The organism is Rhodoferax mekongensis, from assembly GCF_032191775.1.
In the GTDB taxonomy this organism is placed as follows: Bacteria; Pseudomonadota; Gammaproteobacteria; order Burkholderiales; family Burkholderiaceae_C; genus Allorhodoferax; species Allorhodoferax mekongensis.
Genome location: NZ_CP132507.1, coordinates 768,251 through 792,238, shown reverse-complemented (window position 1 = coordinate 792,238; position 23,988 = coordinate 768,251). Strand labels below are relative to the sequence as shown.

Annotated in this window: 23 protein-coding genes; 9 read left to right on the top strand and 14 right to left on the bottom strand. The window is 53.6% G+C overall.

Annotated elements, in window-relative coordinates; genetic code table 11:
* The first annotated feature begins 14 nt into the window (after positions 1-14).
* From RAN89_RS03880 to RAN89_RS03860, 5 genes are all read left to right on the top strand, one after another.
* Positions 15-587, top strand: coding sequence for a chalcone isomerase family protein (locus RAN89_RS03880; protein ID WP_313868338.1), 573 nt, complete (start codon positions 15-17; stop codon positions 585-587).
* On the top strand, positions 584-1,861 hold the full coding sequence (locus RAN89_RS03875; RefSeq protein ID WP_313868337.1) for an MFS transporter: 1,278 nt from the start codon (positions 584-586) through the stop codon (positions 1,859-1,861). The genes RAN89_RS03880 and RAN89_RS03875 overlap by 4 nt, the downstream gene beginning before the upstream one ends.
* Positions 1,858-2,391, top strand: a complete 534-nt coding sequence (locus tag RAN89_RS03870) for a DUF3833 domain-containing protein (RefSeq protein WP_313868336.1) — start codon at positions 1,858-1,860, stop codon at positions 2,389-2,391. Before RAN89_RS03875 ends, RAN89_RS03870 begins: the two co-directional genes overlap by 4 nt.
* A gap of 105 nt (positions 2,392-2,496) precedes the next feature.
* Complete coding sequence (locus RAN89_RS03865; protein WP_313868335.1) at positions 2,497-3,246, top strand: SDR family NAD(P)-dependent oxidoreductase; 750 nt, start codon at positions 2,497-2,499, stop codon at positions 3,244-3,246.
* Positions 3,243-3,701, top strand: coding sequence for a nuclear transport factor 2 family protein (locus tag RAN89_RS03860; protein ID WP_313868334.1), 459 nt, complete (start codon positions 3,243-3,245; stop codon positions 3,699-3,701). The genes RAN89_RS03865 and RAN89_RS03860 overlap by 4 nt, the downstream gene beginning before the upstream one ends.
* Positions 3,702-3,732: 31 nt before the next feature.
* On the opposite strand, the gene RAN89_RS03855 is transcribed toward RAN89_RS03860, so the two are convergent.
* Together RAN89_RS03855 and RAN89_RS03850 are read right to left on the bottom strand one after the other, a co-directional pair.
* Positions 3,733-3,954, bottom strand: a complete 222-nt coding sequence (locus tag RAN89_RS03855) for a hypothetical protein (RefSeq protein ID WP_313868333.1) — start codon at positions 3,952-3,954, stop codon at positions 3,733-3,735.
* Between the two features lie 107 nt (positions 3,955-4,061).
* Complete coding sequence (locus tag RAN89_RS03850; protein ID WP_313868332.1) at positions 4,062-4,676, bottom strand: glutathione S-transferase C-terminal domain-containing protein; 615 nt, start codon at positions 4,674-4,676, stop codon at positions 4,062-4,064.
* A gap of 96 nt (positions 4,677-4,772) precedes the next feature.
* Between RAN89_RS03850 and purB the strand changes: the two genes are divergently transcribed.
* On the top strand, positions 4,773-6,152 hold the full coding sequence (purB, locus tag RAN89_RS03845) for an adenylosuccinate lyase (protein ID WP_313868331.1): 1,380 nt from the start codon (positions 4,773-4,775) through the stop codon (positions 6,150-6,152).
* Positions 6,152-6,712 (top strand): YaeQ family protein, encoded by a 561-nt coding sequence (locus RAN89_RS03840; protein WP_313868330.1) that lies wholly within the window; start codon positions 6,152-6,154, stop codon positions 6,710-6,712. Before purB ends, RAN89_RS03840 begins: the two co-directional genes overlap by 1 nt.
* A gap of 65 nt (positions 6,713-6,777) precedes the next feature.
* Here the strand turns inward: RAN89_RS03840 and RAN89_RS03835 are convergent, their stop codons facing one another.
* Positions 6,778-7,197 carry a DUF3717 domain-containing protein gene (locus RAN89_RS03835; protein ID WP_087495927.1) on the bottom strand — a complete coding sequence of 140 codons (420 nt, stop codon included), beginning with the start codon at positions 7,195-7,197 and terminating at the stop codon, positions 6,778-6,780.
* 346 nt (positions 7,198-7,543) lie between these two features.
* Here RAN89_RS03835 and RAN89_RS03830 point away from each other — a divergent pair, with 346 nt between their 5' ends.
* Positions 7,544-8,254, top strand: a complete 711-nt coding sequence (locus RAN89_RS03830) for a TerC family protein (protein ID WP_313868329.1) — start codon at positions 7,544-7,546, stop codon at positions 8,252-8,254.
* 36 nt (positions 8,255-8,290) lie between these two features.
* Positions 8,291-8,641: a phage holin family protein gene (locus tag RAN89_RS03825; protein WP_087495925.1), complete on the top strand. Its 351-nt coding sequence runs from the start codon at positions 8,291-8,293 to the stop codon at positions 8,639-8,641.
* Here the strand turns inward: RAN89_RS03825 and RAN89_RS03820 are convergent.
* The 11 genes from RAN89_RS03820 to RAN89_RS03770 all read right to left on the bottom strand — a co-directional run bounded on the left by RAN89_RS03820 (position 8,612) and on the right by RAN89_RS03770 (position 23,905).
* The gene (locus RAN89_RS03820) at positions 8,612-10,111 is read right to left on the bottom strand and encodes a M48 family metalloprotease (protein WP_313868328.1); all 1,500 of its coding nucleotides are present in this window, start codon (positions 10,109-10,111) and stop codon (positions 8,612-8,614) included. The genes RAN89_RS03825 and RAN89_RS03820 overlap by 30 nt on opposite strands.
* 35 nt (positions 10,112-10,146) lie before the next feature.
* Positions 10,147-10,920, bottom strand: coding sequence for a TfpX/TfpZ family type IV pilin accessory protein (gene tfpZ / locus RAN89_RS03815; RefSeq protein WP_313868327.1), 774 nt, complete (start codon positions 10,918-10,920; stop codon positions 10,147-10,149).
* A gap of 104 nt (positions 10,921-11,024) precedes the next feature.
* On the bottom strand, positions 11,025-12,689 hold the full coding sequence (locus RAN89_RS03810) for a PglL family O-oligosaccharyltransferase (protein ID WP_313868326.1): 1,665 nt from the start codon (positions 12,687-12,689) through the stop codon (positions 11,025-11,027).
* Between the two features lie 45 nt (positions 12,690-12,734).
* Positions 12,735-13,265 carry a pilin gene (locus RAN89_RS03805; RefSeq protein ID WP_313868325.1) on the bottom strand — a complete coding sequence of 177 codons (531 nt, stop codon included), beginning with the start codon at positions 13,263-13,265 and terminating at the stop codon, positions 12,735-12,737.
* 118 nt (positions 13,266-13,383) lie between these two features.
* Positions 13,384-15,714, bottom strand: coding sequence for a GspE/PulE family protein (locus tag RAN89_RS03800; RefSeq protein ID WP_313869335.1), 2,331 nt, complete (start codon positions 15,712-15,714; stop codon positions 13,384-13,386).
* 86 nt (positions 15,715-15,800) lie between these two features.
* Positions 15,801-16,583 carry an MBL fold metallo-hydrolase gene (locus RAN89_RS03795; RefSeq protein ID WP_313868324.1) on the bottom strand — a complete coding sequence of 261 codons (783 nt, stop codon included), beginning with the start codon at positions 16,581-16,583 and terminating at the stop codon, positions 15,801-15,803.
* Between the two features lie 15 nt (positions 16,584-16,598).
* Positions 16,599-18,794 carry a CHASE2 domain-containing protein gene (locus tag RAN89_RS03790; protein WP_346432731.1) on the bottom strand — a complete coding sequence of 732 codons (2,196 nt, stop codon included), beginning with the start codon at positions 18,792-18,794 and terminating at the stop codon, positions 16,599-16,601.
* A gap of 102 nt (positions 18,795-18,896) precedes the next feature.
* Positions 18,897-19,562: an FHA domain-containing protein gene (locus RAN89_RS03785; protein WP_313868323.1), complete on the bottom strand. Its 666-nt coding sequence runs from the start codon at positions 19,560-19,562 to the stop codon at positions 18,897-18,899.
* Positions 19,563-19,606: 44 nt separating this feature from the next.
* A complete protein-coding gene (locus RAN89_RS03780) occupies positions 19,607-20,392 on the bottom strand; it encodes a Stp1/IreP family PP2C-type Ser/Thr phosphatase (protein WP_313868322.1) in 786 nt (261 codons plus the stop codon).
* Between the two features lie 5 nt (positions 20,393-20,397).
* Positions 20,398-23,046, bottom strand: coding sequence for a CHASE2 domain-containing serine/threonine-protein kinase (locus RAN89_RS03775; RefSeq protein ID WP_313868321.1), 2,649 nt, complete (start codon positions 23,044-23,046; stop codon positions 20,398-20,400).
* Positions 23,047-23,221: 175 nt separating this feature from the next.
* Complete coding sequence (locus RAN89_RS03770) at positions 23,222-23,905, bottom strand: TerC family protein (RefSeq protein ID WP_087495915.1); 684 nt, start codon at positions 23,903-23,905, stop codon at positions 23,222-23,224.
* Between the last annotated feature and the right edge of the window lie 83 nt (positions 23,906-23,988).

The window sequence follows — 23,988 nt, the reverse complement described above, 5'->3', positions numbered from 1 at the left end:
TGGAAAGCCCACGCATGTCACGCCCGCTCCAGCGCCGCACCTACCTTGCATTGAGTGCCGCCTGCTTCCTGCCCGTGCTGACCCTGCAGGCAGTGGCTCAAGGCAGCAGCGCTCCACCGGCGGAAGTCGGCAGCGAGCTGCCGGGCGCCAGTCTGGCGGGTAGCACGCGTATGCGCTTTTTCGGGCTCAACATCTATGACGCACGCCTGTGGGTGACGGCGGGGTTCAAGCCGGCGGCTTTCTGGCAGAGCCCGCTTGCCCTGGAGCTGACCTATCTGCGAAGTCTGAGCGGCAATGCCATTGCCCAGCGCTCGCTCGATGAAATGCGTCGCGGGGGCCCAATCAGCCAGGACACCGCGGAACGCTGGCTGGCCGCCATGATCGCGGCCTTTGCGGACGTGAAAGCTGCTGACCGCATCACCGGCATGCATGTGCCCGGTCAAGGCGCGAAGTTCTGGCTGAATGGCCAGCCTCGTCCGGGCATCAAGGACCCGGAATTCAGTCGCTTGTTCTTTGGTATCTGGTTGGCCGATCACACCAGTGAGCCTCGTTTGCGCGCGGAGCTGCTGGCCGGCGTCGCGCCATGAGCGCCACCTTGTCGCATTTGCCAGCCGGCCAGGGTTGGCGATACGGGCTCATGGGGCTGCCCCTGGCGTTTGTGGCCTTGCCCCTGTATGTGATCCTTCCTAACCACTACGCCAAAGCCTTCGGTGTGCCACTGGCTTCCTTGGGCTTGGTGCTGCTGGTTGCGCGTTTGTTGGACGCCTTGGTAGACCCGCTGCTGGGCCGCTGGAGCGACAAGCTCTACCTGCGGGGTGCTACCACCTTGCTCCAGCGCGCAGCGTTGGCTTGTGCACTTTTGGGCGCCGGTTTTTATCTGTTGTTCTTCCCGCCAGTGCAAGGCACCCAGGCGCTGCTGGTCTGGGCCACCGTGTGCCTGCTGTTCACCTATGCCGCCTACAGCTTCTTGAGTATCAGCCACCAAAGTTGGGGCGCCATGCTGGGCGGGGACGAGCACTACCGCAGCCGGGTCGTGGCCTGGCGCGAGGGCTTGGGGCTGGCTGGAGTGGTTTTGGCATCCATTGCGCCTGTAGCGCTCGGCCTGCCTGCGACAGCAGCTCTGTTTTTCATAGCACTTATAGCGGGTTGGTGGGCCTGGACACGCGCACCACGACCACTCGCAGCGCCCGTGGAAGCCGATGCGACGGTACCCACAGAAGCAGCCTCTATCTGGCTGCCGTTCACCCGCCCTGCCTTCCGCGCCCTGCTGGCTGTGTTTGTCGTGAACGGGATTGCAAGCGCTGTGCCAGCGACATTGATTTTGTTTTTCGTGCAAGACCGGCTGCAAGCCTCGCCCCAGAGCGAGCCGATATTCCTGGGCAGCTACTTTGTGTGTGCAGCACTGGCAATCCCGCTGTGGCTCAAGCTGGTGGCGCGCATAGGGCTGGCCCGTACCTGGCTGGCTGGCATGGTGTTATCGATTGCCGTGTTTGTGTTTGCCTCCCTGCTGGGCGCCGGCGACACGCTGCCGTTTTTGCTGGTGTGCGCGCTCTCCGGGGTGGCACTCGGCACCGACCTCACTATCCCGGGCGCCCTGTTGGCGGGTGTCATCGCCGGTGAGGGGGACCGAGGCCGGTTTGATGGCGCCTACTTCGGCTGGTGGAACTTTGCGACCAAGCTCAACCTCGCCCTGGCTGCGGGCGTGGCCCTGCCCGCGCTGGCCTGGCTGGGCTACACACCGGGCGCGCGGGATGCCCAAGCCTTAAACACCCTCACATTCGCCTACTGCCTGCTGCCCTGTGCCCTGAAAGCCATCGCAGCAACATTGCTCACCACCCTTGTTCTGCGGAGGTCCCCATGAAACGACGCCTGCTCCTTGCTGCTGCCACCGGCAGCGCCCTGTTGCTGGGGGGCTGCGCCTCCCAAAACATCGACCAGTACCGCACTGAGAAGCCGGAGCTGGACCTCCAGCAATACTTCAATGGCACGCTGGATGCCTACGGCGTTTTCACCGACCGCTCCGGGGCAGTGGTGAAGCGCTTTACCGTGGTCATGAACTGCAGCTGGCAGGGCAACGAGGGCGTGCTGGACGAGGACTTCACCTACTCCGACGGGACCACCCAAAAACGGGTGTGGCGCCTCACCAAGCTGCCCGACGGCAAGTACACCGGAACCGCGGGCGATGTGATCGGTACCGCACAGGGCCAAGCCCGGGGCAACGCGTTTTACTGGACTTACACCCTGAGCCTGCCGGTGGACGGCAGCGTGTACGAGGTGCGTTTTGATGACTGGATGTACCTGATGACTGACAAGGTCATGCTCAACAAGGCCACCATGAGCAAATTCGGGGTGAAGTTGGGCGAAGTCACGCTGTCGTTTACCAAGCGCTGATGTATGCAAAAAAACACTTTCGCGCCCGCCGAATCTGCGCGAGCAGCTACAAAAAATATAGCTAATAGCTCCTCCAGAGGTTTATTTCAACCCCTGAACCCGCCCATGGTGGATTGGCAGGGAAAGTCTGTGTGGATCGTCGGTGCGTCCAGCGGCATCGGGGAGGCCACCGCCTCCGCACTGCACGCCCTGGGCGCCAGGGTGACCGTGTCGGCCCGAAAGGAAGCTGCACTGCAGGATTTCGCCACTCGCCATCCCGGCAGCCGGGCGCTGGTGCTGGATGCCTCAGACCAGGCCGCAGTGCAAGCGGCGGTCGACACCTTGCTAGCCGCTGGGCCTTTGGACTGCGTGATCTATTGCGCCGGCCATTACAACGCCATGCGGGCCTATGAGATGGACGTGCCGGACATGGAGCGCCACATGCAAGTGAACTACCTAGGTGCGCTTTATGTCCTGCAAGCCGTAACCCCGGCAATGCTGGCGCAAGGGCACGGCCACATCAGCCTGGTGGGCAGTGTGGCCGGCTACCGCGGCCTGCCCAACAGCCTGGCCTATGGCCCCACCAAGGCGGCACTCATCAATCTGGCAGAAACCTTGTACCTCGACTTGCGGGACAAGGGACTGGGGGTGTCCCTCATCAGTCCCGGCTTTGTGCAGACGCCGCTGACTGCCAACAACGCCTTTGACATGCCCGCACTGATCACACCCGCTCAAGCCGCAGACGCCATGGTGAAGGGCTGGGCCAATGGCCGGTTTGAGATTCACTTTCCGAGGCGTTTTACCTTGTGGATGCAGCTGCTGCGCTTGCTGCCGGACCGCTTGTTTTTTGCGCTGGTACGGCGCGCCACTCTATGAGCACCCAGCAATCAAACGCTGAATCACACCAATCTGCCGTGCAGCGGATGGTGGATTTCTTTGAGCACATCACGCCAGACACCGTAGCGGAGCTGTCCAGGATCTATGTCTCCGATGCGCGCTTCAAAGATCCATTCAACGACGTGATTGGGTTGGCGGACATTCAGCGCATCTTCAGCCACATGTTTGTGGCGCTCGATCAACCGCGGTTTGTGGTGCTGGAGCGGGTGGTCCAGGGGACGCAGTGCTTTTTGACCTGGGAGTTCCGCTTCCGGTTCAAACGATTTTCACCAGACACCGAGCAGGTGATTCTTGGCGCCACCCACGTGGTGTTCAATGAGGCGGGGCTGGTGACCTTGCACCGCGATTACTGGGATGCTGCTGAAGAGCTCTACGAGAAATTGCCGGTGGTCGGCGGTGTGATGCGCTGGCTGAAAAAGCGGACGAACAGCTAAGGCCTAGCCTCCCCGTTGGGCGTAAACCGCCTCACTGGGAGGAAATTTCCAGGGGCGACAGTTTGCTGGATTGAAAGTCCACTTGCCGGCGAGGCTCCCACCAGGCACGCAGGCTGGCAAACACATTGCGGCAACCCGTGCATTTGTACTGACCGGTCGGCTTGAGGGCTCCGCTGGCGGCCCGTTCAATCACCTGTTGGTAGCTGGTGGCCCCGCATTCGCGGCATTTGTAGACAGTTTTATACGTCGGCATAGTGGGGAGACTGTAGTGAAGCCTCCGCCTTTTGGCGAGCGTATTTGTGTAATGCCTTGTAAACACGCGGCCCGCAGCGCTATTCAGGCTGCAAAGCCGCGCTGGGCTTAGGCCGGGACGGTATCCGCGAAGCTGGGGCGCTGCGCCAGCTTCTCATAGAGCTTGGCCAAGCCGGGGTGATCTTCACGCCATTGAATCTCAGGGAAACGGAAGTCCAGATAGCCCAAAGCGCAGCCCACCGCAATGTCGGCCAGGCTCAGGTGGATACCCGCACAAAAGGGCTTGTCGCCCAAGCCACGGGCCATCGCTTTGAGGGCATCGTTCACCTTGAGCATTTGGCGGTCTATCCAGACTTGGCTGCGTTGAGCCTTGGTCCGGCCTGTCCATGTGGCTTCCAGACGGGCCAGCACCGCAGCCTCCATCAGGCCATCCGCCAGCGCCTCCCAGGTTTTGATTTCGGCGCGCTCACGGCCTACCGCAGGGATCAACTTGCCCACGGGGGACAGGGTGTCGAGGTACTCCACAATCACGCGGGAGTCAAACAGGGCTTCAGCACCTTCCATAATCAGACAAGGCACTTTGCCCAGCGGGTTGGAGTCCGCGATGCGGGTTTCAGCCGACCAGACGTCTTCCTGAATCAGGACGTAATCGAGCTTCTTCTCGGCCATCACGACGCGGACTTTGCGAACGAAGGGGCTGGAAGTGGATCCGATAAGTTTCATGAGGACTTTGCAGTTGCTTGAGGCGTGATTCTATCCAGCGGGGGTTGCCGTTGAGGGGTGCGGGGTTGTCCGTGGCGCACAACCTACAATTGGGGGATGACCTTCTCCGCCATTTCCGCCCTTTCTCCGCTGGACGGCCGTTACGCCGCCAAACTTGCTACCCTGCGCCCCCTGACCAGTGAGCTGGGCTATATGCACCGCCGCGTGCAAGTGGAAGTGGCTTGGTTTATCGCCTTGAGCGACGCTGGCTTTGAGGAGTTCAAACCCCTGACCCCCGGCGCCCGCACCTACCTGCTGGGCTTGGTGAAAAACTTCTCGGAAGCTGACGGTGAAGCCATTAAGGCTATTGAAAAGACGACCAATCACGATGTAAAAGCGGTCGAGTATTGGATCAAGTCCAAGTTCGAAGCCCGTCCCGAACTGGAAAAAGCCGGTGAGTTCGTGCACTTTGCCTGCACCAGCGAAGACATCAACAACACCAGCCATGCCTTGCAGTTGCGCGCTTCGCGGGATGTTGTCGTCCTGCCCGCTCTGGACAAAATTGTGCTCAAGCTCAGGGACATGGCCCACGCCTACGCCGATGTGCCCATGCTGAGCCGCACCCATGGCCAGACCGCCAGCCCCACCACGGTGGGCAAGGAAATGGCCAACGTGGTCGTCCGCCTGCAAGCCGCCTGCGACCGCATTGCCAACGTGAAGATTCTGGCCAAGATGAACGGCGCCGTTGGCAACTACAACGCCCACCTGAGCGCCTGGCCCGACTTTGATTGGGAAGCTTTCAGCAAGAAAGTGGTGGAGACCCCCGAACCGCTGGGCTTGGGCCTGACCTTCCAGCCCTACAGCATTCAGATCGAACCCCACGATTACATGGCGGAGCTGTTTGATGCGGTAGCACGGACCAACACCATTCTGGTCGACTTGAGCCGCGATATCTGGGGCTATGTGTCGCTGGGTTACTTCAAACAAAAGCTCAAGGACGGTGAGGTGGGCTCGTCCACCATGCCGCACAAGGTCAATCCGATTGACTTTGAAAACGCCGAGGGCAATCTGGGCTTGGCCAATGCCTTGTTGCGCCATCTGAGCGAAAAGCTGCCGATTTCCCGTTGGCAGCGCGACCTGACCGATTCGACCGTGCTGCGCAACATGGGCGTGGCCTTGGGCTATGCCGTGCTGGCCTACAGCTCGCTGATGACCGGCTTGAATAAGCTGGAGATCAACGAGGCCGCCATCGCCGAAGACCTAGATGCCTCATGGGAAGTGTTGGCCGAGCCCATCCAGACCGTGATGCGCCGCTTCGGTTTGCCCCAGCCCTACGAGCAACTCAAAAAGTTCACTCGGGGTGCCGCCATGACGCGCGAGCTGATGCAGGGCTTTATTGCAGGTTTGGACATCCCAGACGCCGAGAAAGCGCGTCTGCTGGCCATGACGCCCGGTAGCTACACCGGCAAGGCGTCTGCGTTGGCAAAGCGTGTCTGATGGCACTCAAATCCACCATCTACAAAGCCAATCTGCAGATCGCAGACATTGAGAACAGCTACTACGCAGACCACGCGCTCACACTGGCTCGCCACCCCAGCGAGACGGACGAGCGCATGATGGTTCGGCTGGTGGCCCTGGCGTTCAACGCCCATAAGCTGCAAAGCGTCTGCAATGGAGACGGCACGCTGGCCTTCGGGGCGGGGTTGTCCGACCCGGAAGATCCCGATGTGTCGCTGACGGACTTCACCGGGCAAAAACGGCTGTGGATTGAAGTGGGCCAGCCGGAAGACAAGCCGATTTCCAAGGCCTGCAACAAAGCCGACTCCGTGTTGCTCTACCCATTCGCGCATTCGGCGGACATCTGGTGGAAGGGGATTGAGACCAAACTCACTCGCCTGGACAAATTGCAGGTGTGGCGCATCCCCTCTGTGACATCCCAGGCTTTGGCCAAACTGGCTGCCCGCAGCATGCAATTGCAAGCGACCGTTCAGGAAGGCGTTTTAATGCTAGGCGACGGTAGCAACACCGTGGATATTGAACCTGTCCGCTGGAAGTAAGCCCCCCGACTTTCAATCGAAATAGGCATCTAGCGCTCATCCAATATGCGCAAGGCGCTATCAAATCACCCTAATGACCTTGATTCTGCTGCCCGCTCGGCGTAACGGTTAAAGCGCCATGAGCTGGCATCTAGGGTGATGCGGCGCCAGGTAGCGCGCTTTTCGGCAGGGCGCATTTCCGGCCAGAGTTGCACTTCTTCAAAGGTGCGTCCGCATCCTTTGCAGGTTTCATCGCCTTGACTGGTCGAACAAATCGCGATGCAAGGCGTGTCGGGTGTCGAGTCATACCAGGCTTGCCAAGCTGCCAATGCTTTGGGCGGCATGCTGAATTCGTCCGCCTCCGTCTCGTGGTAGTAGATCAGCAAGGCATACACCTCGGCCAAGGCGCGAGTGGGCGCAGGTAGGGATACCCCATCCGGAGAGGGTTCACGCGCTCGCCAGAAGTTGATGGCCGACTCGATATCGGTGATGTGTATGCCTGCCAATGGATATGTCTCTGGTTTCGGGGGAGGCGCATCATATACCGGGGACTCCAAATCATGGTCCGGCTACTTGCGATGACCTGCATTTGCGGCCGGAGCGGAAAACCCTCTTTTTTATAGGCCTAAAATTTACATTGTTATATTCCCCACTTCTCCGGAGGGGAGTAGCTCCAAGCGGCCCTTAGCCGTTTCGGCAGATCGTCAATACGAAGCGACAAGCTTCCGGTCTGTCGGGGTGTTCGGTCGGAACATTCGAGCAAGACCTTCGATTCACGCCTTTTTGCAGGCGGGGTCGTGGTTGCCACTCCTCCACCTGCAGCGGCTTTTTCGTTCGTTGCGAGGTACTCTCATGGAATTCATGTCCGCCCCCTGGTGGTCCGCTTTGTTGGCCATTGTGTTGATTGATCTGGTGCTGGCCGGTGACAACGCCATTGTGATTGCGCTGGCTGCGCGCAACCTTCCCCCGGCTTTGAAACAAAAAGCCATCGTGTGGGGCACCGTGGGCGCCATCGTGGTTCGCTCTGCGATGACGCTTGGTGTGGTCTGGCTGCTCAAAATTCCTGGTCTGATGCTGGTAGGCGGCCTGGGTCTGCTGTGGATTGCCTACAAACTTCTTGCAGATCAAGGCGGTGACGAGCATGACGGCCCGTCCGCCACCACGTTCTGGGGGGCCATGAAGACCATCATTGTGGCTGATGCTTTGATGGGCGTAGACAATGTGCTGGGTGTAGCCGGTGCGGCACACGGTGCCATGGACTTGGTCATCATCGGCTTGCTGATTAGTGTGCCGATTGTGGTGTTCGGCAGCAATGTGGTGCTGAAACTCGTGGAACGTTTCCCGGTCATCATCCAATTGGGTGCTGCTGTGCTTGCATTCACTGCCGCAAAGATGGTGGTACATGAGCCATGGCTGGTGAATGTATTCGGCACAGATAGCGGCGCAACTGATGTGCAGAGCATGACGCGCTGGGCGCTCTATGCGCTGGCGATCGCTGCGGTGTTGGGTGCCGGCTGGTGGAGCCAGAAGCGAGCTGCAACTACTGAGCTCTCAGCGCACTAACCTTGCCGCCTCGGGCCTCGGTGCTATGCTGAGGCCATGAAGTTACTTAGTAAATGGTTGTTAAGCGCCATGGCGCTGCTGGCTGTGGCGCATTTGTATTCCGGGGTGGAAGTTCAAAGTTTTGGCTCGGCATTGATCGCCGCGGTGGTGATCGGGCTGTTCAACACCCTACTGCGGCCGGTGTTGGTTATTCTCACGCTGCCTGTCACACTGATTACCTTGGGCTTGTTTCTTTTCGTGATCAACGCGCTCATGTTCTGGTGGGCGGCAGGCTTGTTGGATGGATTTCAGGTGCGCGATTTCAGTGCCGCACTGATTGGCTCACTCCTGTACACCGTGGCCGGCATGATCATCAACTCAGCGCTCGACAGCCTGTTCCCGAAGTAATTGCTCCACCTGGCGCAAGCGAACGTCGACGATGGAGGCTTCGATGTGGTCAGCATTTTGGGAACTTGATCTGTAGAGCGATTGCGCGGCCTTCAACCGGCTCACTGCCGCTGCGTAGTCGAAATACGCGATATTGACTTCCGCTTCAGCACGCACGGCCGCAACCAAGCGGCCCTGAGACGCCCGGGCACTGGCGAGCTGTTGCCACATACTTGCGTCTGTAGGGTTGTCAATCAACCAGAGCTGTGCTGCATCGGCGGCAATATCAGCTTGTCCTGTTGCGACCTTTAGCGGTATCCAGAGCAGCAAGTCGGCTCGTGTTTTGGGGGCAGCATTGAATCCCAAGATGCTCAGTGCCGCATCTGGCTTGCCCTCCGCCATGAAAAGCTCCGCCCGGAGGTACCGCGATTGGCGTGCTGCTGGCGCATAGCTCGCCACAAGCGTCTGCAAGCTATTCGAGTATGCGAGCGCTCTCGAAAAGTCCCGCAATTTTATCGCGGCCAGGGTGGCACCGTAAAGGGAAGCGACTTTTTGCGAGCTCGTCGACTTTGCAAGCAGGCCAGGCTCGGTTTCGGAATACCAATTCCGCAAGGCGTCTACTGAGGGGTTGGAAAGTAGCCGCGCCCGTGCGGACACCATGGCGTGCTCCAGCGTGTCTGTAGGGGCAGTTGAAGCACCTTCTGGAATACGCGACTTCATATCCGCAATTCGTTCTGTGGTGAGAGGGTGACTACGCAAATAAGGAAAGTTACCGGTGTCGTTGTTACGGTTGTTTTGTTGGAGCTTTTCGAACATGCTCACAAAGCCTGCTGGCGAGAATCCCGCATCCGATGCAACGCCGAACCCGGTGCGATCTGCCTCACGCTCCATGTCGCGAGAAAAATTGAGCTGGGATTGTGCTGCTGCTGCTTGGCCCCCCACTATGACCGCATTGGCACCGCCGGGATTTTTGCTTGCCGCCAACGCCCCCAAGATCATGGCTCCCACCAACCAGGGTGCTTGATCTGACTGCTTGCTCGTTAAACGTGCGATATGCCGCTGGGTGACGTGACTGAGCTCGTGTGCGAGTACCGAGGCTAGTTCATCTCGCGAGGAAACGACCCCAAGCAGGCCAAGGTGTATCCCAAAAAAACCACCAGGCAAGGCAAATGCGTTGACATTCCTGTCCCGCCCCTGAAGCAACTGCCAAGCGAACGCAGCATCCAGTTCCGGCGTAATCTCATTGCGCTTGCGGGCTGACGCCAAGAGTGGTTGCCAGATTGATTGAAGGTAGTCGGCTAGAACGAGGTCATCGAGATAGTCGGGGTCGCGGTAGAGATTACGAACTATACGGTCACCAAGCCGACGCTCTACAGACACGGGAAACTCTGCGCCAGAGTCGGTGTTTAATAAACTTGAGGCCGACTGAGCAAACAAGTAGTTTGTTGGTGAAAGTGCAATTAAAAATATGGCGGCAATCGCAATTTTCACGGTCACTGCATACCGAAAAGCTCTAAATATCATCACTAGAAGGAGTCCAGTGGCAGATACCCCAAAATATCGCCATTGCGCCCATCAATCAGCACAGTCCAAAAATCTTTGCGGCCCGAAAGAGGCACATACAAGATGGTCCTAGCTGCCTCTGCTTTGCCTGCTGTAGCTGCCTCTATCTGCCTGACCGAATCAGGAAATCGCGCCTTGAGCTGTTCTATTGGCTTGGCGATACGCAATACATCGTTACGAGATGCATCGTAGCTTTGCCAGAATTCAGGGCGATAGCTCAGCTGGAGCCCTTGCAATGCTGCCAATGTCGCATGCATCTTTTCAAGGTCATCTTTAAAAGGTCTCAACCCAAGCACTGTCGGCCCACGGTAGGGAAGAGCAACTATTCCTGGCCGCGTTTGATCTAGCAACTCAGGCGGGACATCTATGGCGTGAACAACACGAAATCGATCAATCTCAAAAACGAGGTGGACGGGGCGTGCCATAGACATCGTCCACAAACCGTACCCTAAAGCAAACAATTGGAGCAGCACGACAATGGCTAGGTCACGACGTAGTTCCCGCAACGGCTTACGCTTATCAAATACTGCCAAAGTTATCAACGGACCCATGATGACATCCACCGAAACAAGCAATACAAATAGCTCTTGCCCTCCAGAAATCTTCTGGTAAGGGTATGGATACCAGATCTGAAATACCAATAATGCCGCACATCCGGCAACTATCGCACTCAACCCAAGGTGAACGCCACTAGCCCTGATACGAGAGCCTGACAGGAAGCTGCAATTTTTACTCATTATCGAATGATCTATGGTTTTAATAAATTTAGCTCAGACTTTCCCTACTCATTTAAAGTCAAATCTTCGGTTCAAATTCAAATGCAAGCACCAGTCATTTATGCTTAATTGTCAAAATCAATATTCTTGAGATGAGGATATCTATCTTCGGAAAGAGTGATTATGTTTTGCTTTGCCTCCTCACATACTTCCCTTGAAAAGAGGCTGCACAAGGTCCTCATTTTAGTTTGTGCAATGTTTTCACGACCATTTAAAGCAGAGGCAAGAGTTGATCTAAACAAAAGCGGCGCCCACCCAAATCGCTCGGAAACCCTCTCCAGCAATAAAACATCATTATCAGCCATGCCAGGAGTTGCCCGCATACGCATGGCATCCAACAAATCCTGATATTGATCCAACAAGTTTAGATTGGGAATCTCATATTCAGCAGGCGTAACCCCTATCCTTCTATTCTCAAACCTATTTACCCGAAAATCCTCTTCTACCAACTTATATTCATAAGCAATCAGCAATACCAAAGCAAGCCAAGATGAGTACATCAGCACTACAAATCCTCTTCCAAATGATATCAAAGTACCTCTTGTACCATAACTGTTAATCACCCCACAGAGAACTCCTGCAACCGCTAAAAAATATGAATATGCATGCGGCAACTCCAATAACGAGTGAATCACCAGCGGAATCAGCATCGCCATCGACCAATATACCTCTTCAGCTTTTCTGATAAAGGTAAATTTTGCGATCATCCAATAGCTTACGAGAAACAAGAGCACCACCGCGAATGGAACTCCAAATGTGACAAATATATCTAGCAAAATGTTGTGGGCATAATTCGCTTGCTCAATTCCCGGAAATATATCTGCTCCAAATTGCTGAGCCGCTGCCAATTGCCCCCACCCCCACCCCAGTATTGGTTTCTCGAAAATTGCTACAGCGAACTGCTTCCAAATCAAGCCTCTGGTTCCCGGCGCAGTTCTCAGTTCAACCTGCTGTGACTCTCCACTAAAATCGCCAGAAAAGTACATCCACAGCCAGTAAGCAATACCCAAAAGAGCCGGCACCAATAAAGGCAAGACATAATTTAGGAACCGCTTTTTTTGCTTAAAACCGAAAACAATCATATACATGACAACCAGCACTTCCGAAAGTATTGCCGTGCGCGATTGTGTAGCGGCTATTGCAATAGCAAAGTATGCTTGAATAAAGATGATTGTGGCGACACATATTTTCCCTCTTGCTTGCAGCCCCAGAGCAGCAATAACACCTAACACTAGAGTAGTAGCAGCTTGATTGGATTGCCCCAAGTTGGCTCTTGCCCTGCCATTCGGCAAAGGCTCTAAAATCAAGTCGCCGAACTCAGAAGTTATATTTAGTTGCTGGCTTATTACCTGAAAAGAAACTGCTATTGACACCCATACCAAGAGCAACTGAAGATGGTATAAAGTCGTCAAATTCTTTGCATCCAGTCGATGCCATTTGACGGATATACAGACCAAGCCGAGATAGACAATACCGACCAATACGTCTCCCAAATACTGCTTTGTAAATATCTGAGAGACTATCGTTACTATGAAAATCAATGCGAATACACATGCTTCACCACGTGTGGTGTCAACTGCATTTCTAAAGACTAAGGCTATTCCAATCAAGGCAACTGCTGCGAAGGCGGGGAATTCTGTATGATAAGCAGTCCAAGGCGGGAAATGATCGGGAATCAGCCAACATAATCCCAAAACCCAAAAAGATAATTTTGATAAAAAAATTTTCATAAAAAAAGGGCTCAAAGAGCCCTTCTTCCTATGCACTGATGTCAATTATGGTGCAAATGTACCGGCTCCGTATGTGCCAGCTACAGTGGCATCCCGGCAAGAACCTGGTAAGAATTTCGGATTTACACCACCGGTTGCGGTCAATCCAGCCGCTACGTTTGTTGCGACAGTAGGAGATGATGGGCCGCACAGCCAAGCAGTAACATTTCCTCCAGCAGTTATCGTAGCGCTGGGAGCCAAGATAATAGAACCCGGGCCTGACGCCAAATTAGATGCCACGCGGATAGCTCCAGCGGCACTGGTTTGGATTCGGTTTACGTTGCCAGCAGGAATCGACGTTTCGCATCCCCACCCGCCAGCGATAAACTGAGAGGCAGCTGATGTTGCGGTTTGCACTGTCTCGGTGATAGTTGTCCGGCATTGAGAAGCAGCCAAAATCACTTCTGAAATCTTCGCACGCACTGTGTAATCTTGATAAGCAGGAAGCGCAACTGCGGCCAAGATGCCGATAATTGCCACAACAATCATCAATTCGATGAGCGTAAAGCCTTTTTGAATAGCACGTTTTAATTTCATGGTGTTCTCCACGTAAGATTAGGGGAGCTAGGTCAAGCAAACAGCATGCCAATTAGGATTATTCCGATAAAGACCTTAGCACTACCCAAAAGCTATCAATTTTGTCATTCGGGTGCTACTACTTGATACAAACTTGTCGCACCATCTTCAAGTCCGTCATTCCCATCAGCACCTTCTCCATACCATCCATTTTGAGAGTCCTCATCCCACCCTCCACGGCACAGGAAAAGAGTTCTGCGACCCTCGCTCGCTCTTGGATCAACTTCTTCAAATCGTCATCAGCCACCATAAGTTCGTGCAAGCCAACGCGGCCCTTATAACCGGTATTGTTGCACTTGTCGCATCCGACTGCGCGATAAAGCCGAAGTTGGCCTCCCTCTCCATAAGATTTGGTCCATTGATCCAAGAGCTTCTTGGATTCCAGCTCGTAGTTGGCTTGCCAGGACTTCGTGTTTCGAAGTTCCTCAGAATATTCTTTGCAGAACAAACGAAGCTCATCATCCGTCGGCACATAGGCCTCCTTGCATTCACAGAGCTTTTTCGCCAGTCGCTGTGCAAGAATGCCTAGTAGCGCATCCGCGAAATTGAATGGGTCCATCCCCATATCCAAAAGCCGAGTGATGGATTCAGGTGCTGAATTGGTGTGTAACGTCGAGAAAACCATATGCCCCGTCAATGAAGCTTCAACGCCCATCGAGACCGTTTCTTTATCTCGTGATTCGCCCACCATAATGATATCGGGATCTGCCCGTAAAAAGGCGCGCATCACTAATGCAAAATCAATTCCTGCTTTCTTATTAATCTGTACTTGACGCAGGCCCCTCTGTGTAATTTCAACAGGATCTTCAGCTGTCCATATTTTGGTATCTGGTGTATTCAGAAACTTTAATATGGAATGTAGTGTCGTGGTCTTGCCGGAGCCCGTAGGGCCGCAAACATAGAACAGCCCATAAGGCTTACTGACTGTGGACTCCAGCCTCGCCTTGTTGTGGACAGTCAGGCCCAGTTTTTCAAGCGGAATCGGCTCACCGGCTGCCAGTATTCGCATCACCACATCTTCGACCCCACCAGCGGAGGGAATGGTTGCCACCCGAAGCTCAATATCTAGTGGACCATACTTCTTGAACTTAATCTTTCCATCTTGTGGCTTGCGTCTTTCCGATATGTCCAAATCACACATTATTTTCAATCGGGTAACCATCGCTTGACGGAAGTGTGCAGGAACCTCTACATATGGAACCAAACTGCCGTCAATTCGGAAGCGTATGCCCGTTTTAAACTTACCTGGCATTGGCTCAATGTGGATGTCTGATACTTTTTGATGATAGGCATCTATGATCACCTTGTTGACAAACTTTACGAGTTCATTATCTGCCGCCGCAGACTCGAGGGACTCATCATTGCTTCCATCATCGATAGGCCCGCCATCCATATCAGCCAAAAGTTGGTCGATGGTGCCGCTATCTATTTCTGCTCCAAATATCTGCGACAGCGTCTCTGCGAAATCCGCTTGTGTTGTTACCCTATAGGCAAACTTGTGAATACGAGGAAATACCTGGGGTACAACTCTGGAGCCTTTCACGGCCTCAGGATCGGTACACATAATCACCAATCCCTCAGGCGACTCCTCCAAAGGAATCCAACCCTGTTCCTCAAGGAACTCCCGCTTCATGGCTCCGTGCAAAGGCTCAGACCTTATACGACCCGGATTGAACGGCTCATAAGGAACTCCAAAGAAGTGCGCGAGACTAGGACCAATTTGGCTTGGACGCAAGCCGGTACGACTGATGATGAGCTGCTCCAACGAATTCCCATCATCACGAGATTCCTGCACAAGTTGTTGCAGGTCACTTTCAGACATCAGACCGGAGTCGATTAAATAGTCGTACTTTGTTTGTTTGCGTCTTGGTTGTACTTCCGACCGCTTCAGACGCTGCTTAATGGCAGTTGCCAACGTCTTGCATAACTCAGATACCCCATCTAACTCAAGTTCACCGAAGGGCTCATCGCTTTTGCTATTGATAACTTGCAGCACTCCATGCAAGGTATTTCCTTCCATGATCGGTGCAACCATCATTTGTTTTGTTCGATACCCGGAACGCTTGTCCACCTCCTTCAGAAAGTTTAAAGACGGATGGATTTTTCTGAGCGCTGCCTCGTCATAGACGTCATGAATATTCAGGGTAGATTTGCTGTAGGCAGCGTAGCCTGCAATACTCTGCGGCGAGATAGGGAGCTTTAACTCTCTGCTCGTATTCAGACCAGTCTTTACTTTTGAAACAATGGAGACGCCGTCTTCGCCTAGTGCGTAGAGTGTCAGACGATCTGCGTTCAAAAGCTTGCAGATATCCTGACTCGTCTCCAACATGATTTGCTCAATATTTTCTGTATCATGAATGCGAGCCGTTACAAGGTGAAGCTGACGATAAAACAAAGCCTCAAAGGTCATGCCTCGTTTTTTTGTTGCAAGTTTTTGTGATTCAAAGAAGGCTTGTTCTGTCGGGGAAACCATGTTTAATTCCTTGCCTAGTTTGTTCACAAAGAAAACTCTTGGCCGGCGCGGAGCCAATGGATTTCAAATCGTCTATGCGATTCCATCCCATTGAGTTGCTCTATCTCTCTCATGATGAGCTCAGTTTCAGCTGGCTTGGTATGCGTGATATAAATGGGAAAGACTTTATCAAAATCAATATGATCGAGCTGTTCAGCCATTGATTGCGGGTCGAGGTGTCCGCTTAGCAATGCAAGGGCTCTTTCTTTTTTGCTGAAAGCCGTTTCAATGACCAGTATTCCTACATTCAACTGGTTAACCCTCAACCATAGATCAGGGCAGGCGCCTGTATCCCCAGTAAATACCCAACAAGGTCCGTTTTGGCATACCGCGTATCCTAGTGCTGGCACTGAATGTTGAGCGGGTAATGCTTCGATCAGCATTCCATTTACTAACGTCTGTTGCCCCACCTCCACAGGAGAGAATTTCAAAAAGGGCGATTCGATACTGGGTATCTGCGAGAAGTCAGGCCATATCACGTCATTAAAGATATGGGCTTTAAGGGCATCTAGTGTCGACTGAAGCCCGTACAAATAAATCGGCTTGTCGCGTCTCGCACCTGTGGCATCCAGCATTAACGGAAGCGCCGCGATATGATCCAAATGAGAATGGGTCAGAAAGACATGATCAATGTCTTGCATTTCATCAAGGGTCAGGTCTCCCACTCCGGTTCCGGCATCGATCAGTACCTTGGTGCCGAACAAAAATGAAGTAGTTCTGCAGTCTTTGGCAATAGCCCCTGAGCACCCCAGCACACGTACTTTCACCTTTGTTGCCTCAATTCACTTGGTTTCAAAATTTGTAGCTCCATCCCACTCTGAATCAAAAGGCAGATGCCGCATGGAGGCAACACGTTGGGAGTAGAGGCTATACAAAAACTTCTTCGGATTCATGCGACTCACATTCAGCAAAGCCACGTCGGCCTGATCCCATTGCTGGCTGCGATACATTTTCAAGAACTGGGACCACAGTTTCACTTCGTCGGACAAAGAAGATGTTGCCCGTACATTCAAAGCTAATGGGTTCCATATCTTGACCGCTTGCTCTTTGCCTTTGACTCTTACCTTGTCAAGTTCCTGCCAAAGAATGTCCGTTGTAGCTTGCCTTGTCCCTTCACTCGCAACGATATCGACACCATAAATTTTTGAAAGTGACTCTAGCCGAGAAGCTAAGTTCACAGCGTCACCAATGACGGTGTAGCTTCTTCGGATATCAGAGCCCATGTCGCCAACACACATGAGTCCTGTATTTATTCCAATGCCTATACCAATCTGAGGAAGCCCAGCCAGCTGATGTTCCTTGTTAATTTCGCCGATGACTTCCACTATCTCAAGGGACGCCTTAATCGCCAACTGCGCATGTTCACTGGACTCCACGGGGGCTCCCCAGAAAGCCATTACACAATCGCCCATATATTTGTCAATCGTTCCCCGGTGCGCTCGAATTACAGAGGTTAGCCTGCTAAAAACCCCGGTCAACATCGCCTGTAACTGCACAGGCTCCATGGCCTCAGACATATTGGTAAAACCACGCATGTCGCAGAACATGACGGTCATATGGCGGCTCGTGGCCTTCATGTTGTAGCTGTCTGGGTCCTGAACCATTTCATCAACAAGCTCAGGCGGCACATAGGTTCCAAACAGATTGGCGAGGTCCCGCTTGGAGCGACTTTCCACAAAATATCCATAACTCATATTTAGTGCGAAGGCTGTTGCGGTCATTGCCAGGGCACCTGCCAACGGAAACACCAAGCCGTACCCGAGATAGAGCCAAAGATTCAGGACCAACAGGCAAGCGAGTACGCTGGTGCTTAAGACAACAGCCCTCATAGCGGAGAGTAAAGGAAGACCGATAGCCAAAACAAGACCAGAAAAAACCAGGACAACCAGCTCATAACCCATTGCATAGTCAGGTTTCACGAGCACGTGTCCATCCAAAAGTGCCGACAGCATGTTGGCATGTGTCTCAACTCCTGGGTAGGCCTCACCCACTGGGGTCACTCGCATGTCGAACAATCCAAGTGCGGTCGTTCCAAGCAAAACAATTTTGTCCTTTAGTTTCCCTACCGGGACACGGTTTTCCAAAACATCAGCAGCAGACACATACTGAAAGGATCCTCCTTGTGCATTTCCAGGCCCACGGAATGGAATAAGCGCGCCGCCACGTCTGTCTACAGGAATGCCAAGTGTTTTGTCCCCTTGTGTTAACAAGAGTTTGTCCACACCTTGGAATGCCTTAGGAAGAAATGTCTCCTTGGAATAGGAAGGTGCGATTTTGGGCATTCCCACAATCGCCCGAAACATGGCAAGGGACAAGGATTCGTAGTAAGCGTCCTTGTAATGAGCCACCAGAGGAACGGAGCGCACGACTCCATCAGGGTCAGTAAATGAATTGAAATGCCCGGCCATGGGAGCAGCATCGGCCAATCCCGCAATATTTGATCCGAAAGCAGTCCACTCGGGAGCATCCAAAGTACGCCCTAGAAGGGCATCTTCCAGAAAAATTGGTGGAGGCAAAACACCGCTGGAGCGACCTTGTGGGTCATTGGTGAAGAAATACCCAAGGACAATGGGTCTGCTTTCAAGGGTGCGAGCGAACACGCCGTCGTAATCCAGCCGTGGGGTCAACTCCTGCAACTTTGCCAGAAAAACTGGCTGATCATTGAGTTCGTTTTTGGCCAGTTCTTTCAAATGCTGAAGTCCTGAGCTCTCGTCAGGTTCCGCGAAAACCACATCGACGCCCAGAATCGCAATTTTGTGTTCAGCGAACAGCTTATTGACCAAGTCGGCCAGCTTGTTCCTGCCCCACGGCCAACGTCCTACCGATGCGAGACTTTTTTCATCAATATCTACGATAACGATGCGATCGTCCATGGACTTCGGCATCGTCGCCCGAAGACGAGCGTCGTAAATGATGTCATCGAATCGTTGCAGCACACCCAACGGCAACACTCCAGCGGCATGGAGTAGTGCAAACACAAGCGGGATGAGCGTGACCGCGATGCGTGGCCAGTGTCTTTTTATCCTGTTCACAGTCAGCGAGCACCTAGAAGATCACTACCAGAAGCTCGAGTCAGCCCGTTAGTGCTGAACAAACTGCATTTGGGTACCTGCCAGCTCTACCAAGTCTCCATTTTTGAGGGGAACAGGATCCGCTCCAATAGGAGAGCCATTCAACGTGGGATTCCCAGCCCCCTCAACATGGTGCACAACGAAGCCTTGCTGCCTCCGTGTAATTGCAGCGACGGCGACGCCAGGTTTTCCGATGGTGGTTACCACCTTTGTCAACGGCACCTCACGGCCTGACGCTGCTCCTGAAAGCACTTTAATAGCAGCATGGAAAGCACCGAGTCCCTGAGAATCCCCAGCAACCGTTGAGAATCCTGAGTTCAATGGCTGAGCTGCTGTAGGCGCGGGGCGTGCCTGTACGACCATGGTCTTATCAAAATTGTCGGCCACGCCATCGGCCATGAACTTGATCTTGTACTTGCCGATCTCAATTCCGTCGCCATGGCGAAGCTGCTGTTTCTTGATGGCCTTCCCGTTTATATAGGTACCGTTCGTACTGTTAAGGTCTTCCAGAAATATGTCGGTACCAGCCATCAAAATGACAGCATGCTCGCCACTGACAGCCAAGTTATCAATCACGATATCGTTATAAGGCCTGCGTCCCAAAGTAGTCCGGTCTTTGGTAATCTGCACTTCTTTGATCACGACCTCATCGATCGACACGATCATTTTCGGCATGATCGACTCCTTTTCCTGTAATTGTTTCTGGAAAACATTTGAACTTACTTCCCTAGCAACCGGGCAATTAAGCCTTTTTTCTCGGCTGCTTCATTCACGGCAACCATCAGAACCGAGATGTTGTCTTTGCCACCGTTTTCATTGGCAGCAGAAACAAGGCGCCCTGCAATCTGATCCAGCCCTGAAGCCTCACCGGCAATTCTAGCGATTACTTCATCAGCCACCATATCGGACAAGCCATCTGAACACATAAGATACAAATCACCTGGCTCCACGCTGAACTCGTTGACTTCCAACATGACCGACTGTTCAACACCCAAAGCCCTGGTAACCAAATTTTTAATGGGCGACACAGCCGCTTGCTCCTGCGTGATCAACCCCGCATCAATCTGCTCTTGCAAAAGGGAGTGATCCTTGGTGATTTGTTCCAATGTGTTGGACCGTAGTCTGTAGCATCTCGAGTCACCAATATGCCCTACCAATAGGCGACCGTCCTTAAACACACCCAACACCAGCGTGGTTCCCATGCCCGCAAAAGCAGGATTGGCGTTCGCCGAGTTGTAAATTGCCAAGTTTGCGTTGTCTACGCATATCTCCATGGCCCGGCGGATTTCCTTGGATTGGGCGAGTGCGCCTGCTTCAATCAGCCAACGGCTCAACTCCGACTTGATGAACGCAGTCGCCATTCCACTAGCGATCTCGCCTGCGTTGTAACCACCCATTCCGTCAGCCAACACTGCAACCAGTGCCTCTTCGTCAAATGCAACGGAATCTTCATTGTTATCGCGGGCCCGACCTGGGTCGGTAACAGCATGAAATTGATAATTCATTGTTCTTATATTTCTATGTCAGGTCCCCGGGATACCTGTGTGGCCTCGAAAGAGCCGGGCCTCTGTGCACCTGAGCTCTGGAATGCATCCGTTTTCTCGAATGCCATAGCACTGTCCTGAGCGTGCACGGTCGTGGAAAGACCCGTCTCAATCTCCGGCATGCAGCGCAGCAAATCATCGGAAAAAGCCACGCCTGTTTGGTAACGGCTTTCTGGTGGTTTGGCCATTGCTCTCTTCACCACCATGGCAAGCGACTCTGCCACGTCGGTGCGATGAATGCGGATATCTGATGCATCCTCGTTGGCAATTTTGTACATTAACTCCGCCATGGATTCGCCGCGGAATGGCAAAACTCCCGTCAACAATTGGTAGAGCATGACCCCCAATGAATAGAGGTCAGAGCGTCCGTCCACTTTTTTCCCCGCCAATTGCTCTGGGGACATAAAGCTTGGAGTTCCAAGAACCAGTCCGGTTTTTGTTTTGCTGCTGTCCGTAATTCTGGCAATACCAAAGTCGGTTACCTTGACCGTATCCGATACTCGCTCATACATGATGTTTGCGGGCTTGATGTCACGATGTACAACTTGCTGACGGTGCGCGTAGTCAAGGGCTTGGGCAACTCGGCTTACCACACTGACCACCGTTGATACTGGCATCAAGTTGCCGGGTTTGGTGTACTCAGTCAAATCGCTGCCTTTGAGGAACTCCATCGCGATGTACGCGAGGTCGTGCTCTTCACCAGCATCAAAAATTGTGACAATGTTTTGATGCTGGAGTCGTCCTGCTGTCTCTGCCTCGCGGAAAAAACGTTCCCGAGCATCCACCAAATCATCACCAGAGAACTCTTCGCTAAGCGCCATCGTCTTAATCGCGACCACCCGCCCGATTTTGGGATCTTTCCCCTGGTAGACGACACCCATCGCGCCTTTACCCAGCTCTTTTTCTACCTGGTACCGCCCCAACATGGGTTTTTCCATGGACGCACCATCCAGAAGCATGGTTCCACCGGGGTGACTGCCTCCACCCAGGATGACCGTTTCAGAAAGGTGCTTTACACGATTCAATTTTTGCTGTACTTCTTTAAAGTTCGCATCTGCAGCCGCAATGTGTTCGTATACCGCTTGCGCCTTGTTGAATTGGCGTTTTCGCTCAAAGTCCAGCGCAAGGCTGTAGAGATTGCCCAAAACCGCCTCGCTGGCAGGCACTCGCCGGAAACGATCAAAGGCCATATCCAGTTGACCTTGCCCCTGGAGAGCCAGGCCCATCATGCGGTTGGTTTCCGCAGATTCCTCATCTGACTTCACCTTGCCGGCTTCCGTCACCAGAAAACGCTTGGTGGTAAGGCCTACGTGCCCTGTGATCAGCACGAGCGCCGGCAAAAGAAGCGGTAGTGAAATGGATGCCCCAGCCAGCAAACCGTACTCAGCAAGAAGCAGAGTCAAAAAAAGGCTCGCCGTCATCATCGCTGCTGGCCCTGCAGAAAGCCTGGGCAGGGCCAAAACCACGTATAAAGCGACCAGAAACATTGCAACAAGCAGAACCCAAGCACTCCATGCGGGCTCAACAATGAAATGCTCACTCAGAATACTTGATGTGATGTGCGCAATGGTTTCTGCAGGTGACAAAGCCGGATGACCGGGAACTGGAAACTGGACACCGACTCCCGCTGCAGTCGCCCCAATGATCACAATCTTGTCGGTGTACTTGCTAAGTGGAATTTTCCCGCTGACTACATCGTAGAAGGAATCCACCTGGAATGCCGGACGCCCTTCTCTGTCCCTGTAGAACTGGGGAGACATCATGGCCGAGCTGTCGGTCTTGATTTTCAAGCGCCCAAGCTGCACCGAGTCACCGTCATTCAATCGAATGTCAGCCAGTGTCAAGTTCAAGCTCTTCATGGCTGCCAACAGGGCCATCGACGGTACGGCTTTGCCGAAATAATTCACCAGCAATGGCTCTCTCCGCACAGCTCCGTCCTGGTCAATGTACTGATTCAGATGTCCGACTGCAGCAGCATTGCTGCCGAGAGCATCGATGGGGTATTGGCCGCGCAATGCTGGCAGAGAGAAAGCGGAAACCTCATCCAACGATTGAGCCAGTACGAAGGGAGGCAATGGACTGTCCGCTTTCCCCTGAGGCTCTCCCAACACAAACACCGATGGCAACAAAACATTGCCCGCGTTATGCAGACTTTTAGCCAGTGCCGTGTCAGTGTCCAGCGCTGCCTCAGCTTCCGCAAAAGTTCGTGCGATCGCTTCGTTGTTGCCTAGGACGGGATCCGGATTACCGACCAATTCTTTGAGTTTCTGGATGTAAACCAGGCCCGGGTCTTTTTGGGGCTCAAAGAAAAAAATGGTTTGAACTACCGTCTTGGCTTTGGCTTGTGCCAACAAATCGATCAAATTTGCCTGGTAGGAGCGGGGCCACGGCCACCGGCCCAGATTGGACACACTCTGGTCATCGATAGCAATGATGGCAATACGGTCCGAGGGCTGTCGGTTACTGGCCGTACTGGCGAAGTCATAAAACCGGCGCTCCAAGCCACCGGCAAAGTCCGTGGCCGTGTAAACGACAGTGGCAATCAGAATGAGAAAAAGCCCTGCAAACCAGTCCGTTCGCCAGAATTCCGATTTCTTTGTCTTTTTCCCAGCCACTGTGCCCCCTGTTATTCCATCTCAGCCCAGCAAGAAGGTGCTAACGGCCATTTGTGTAACACGTTAGCAGAGGCTCGAGAGCTGAACAAGGCACTCGTACGCACTATTGGAGCCTTTTTGACAAAAGGAGACAAATCACGACAAGTGGCCTGTTTGTGAGCGTTCGATGAGCGGTTTAGTGCGTCACTTCAAGCTTGGGACGATTCAAAACCTTACCCGCACCCAGCACAAATAGGGCTCCAGCTATTGCAGCACCCCAATGCAACCAGGAATAAGACTCCAGCGCACCCTTCAGCGCCGTGTCGCTCACGATGGTCTCGCCGGCGACCCAGCCGATCAATGCAGCACCGAAGGTGACGATGACCGGGAAACGCTCCATCAGCTTGATCATCAACGTGCTACCAAAGATTACCAAGGGGATACTGATGGCCAAGCCCAAGATCAGCAAGACCATGCTGCCTTGCGCTGCGGCGGCGACCGCGATTACGTTATCCAGACTCATCACGAGATCGGCAATCAAAATGGTCCGCACTGCTGCCATCAGGCCGCCTTTTGCACCATCAGCGTGGTCTTCATCGTCGCCCTCAGTTAAAAGCTGAACGCCAATCCACAGCAGCAAAAGGCCTCCAACGATCTGCAGGAAAGAGATCTGCATCAATTTTGCAGCCACCACCGTCAAAGCGATCCGCAACACGACGGCTGCGCCGGAGCCAAAAAGCACCGCTTTCTTTTGTTGTTCCGCGGGTAGAGACCTGGCTGCCAAAGCAATCACAACGGCGTTGTCCCCGGACAAAATAATGTTGATCCAAACGATCTTGATCAGACCGATCCAAAAGTCAGCGTGTTGCAGTATTTCCATGGCGCTTCCGTCAAATTCAAAAAAAATGCCCAGTCTTGCGAACTGGGCATCCTTGCCTTAACAAGTCACCCCTCGCACAGAGG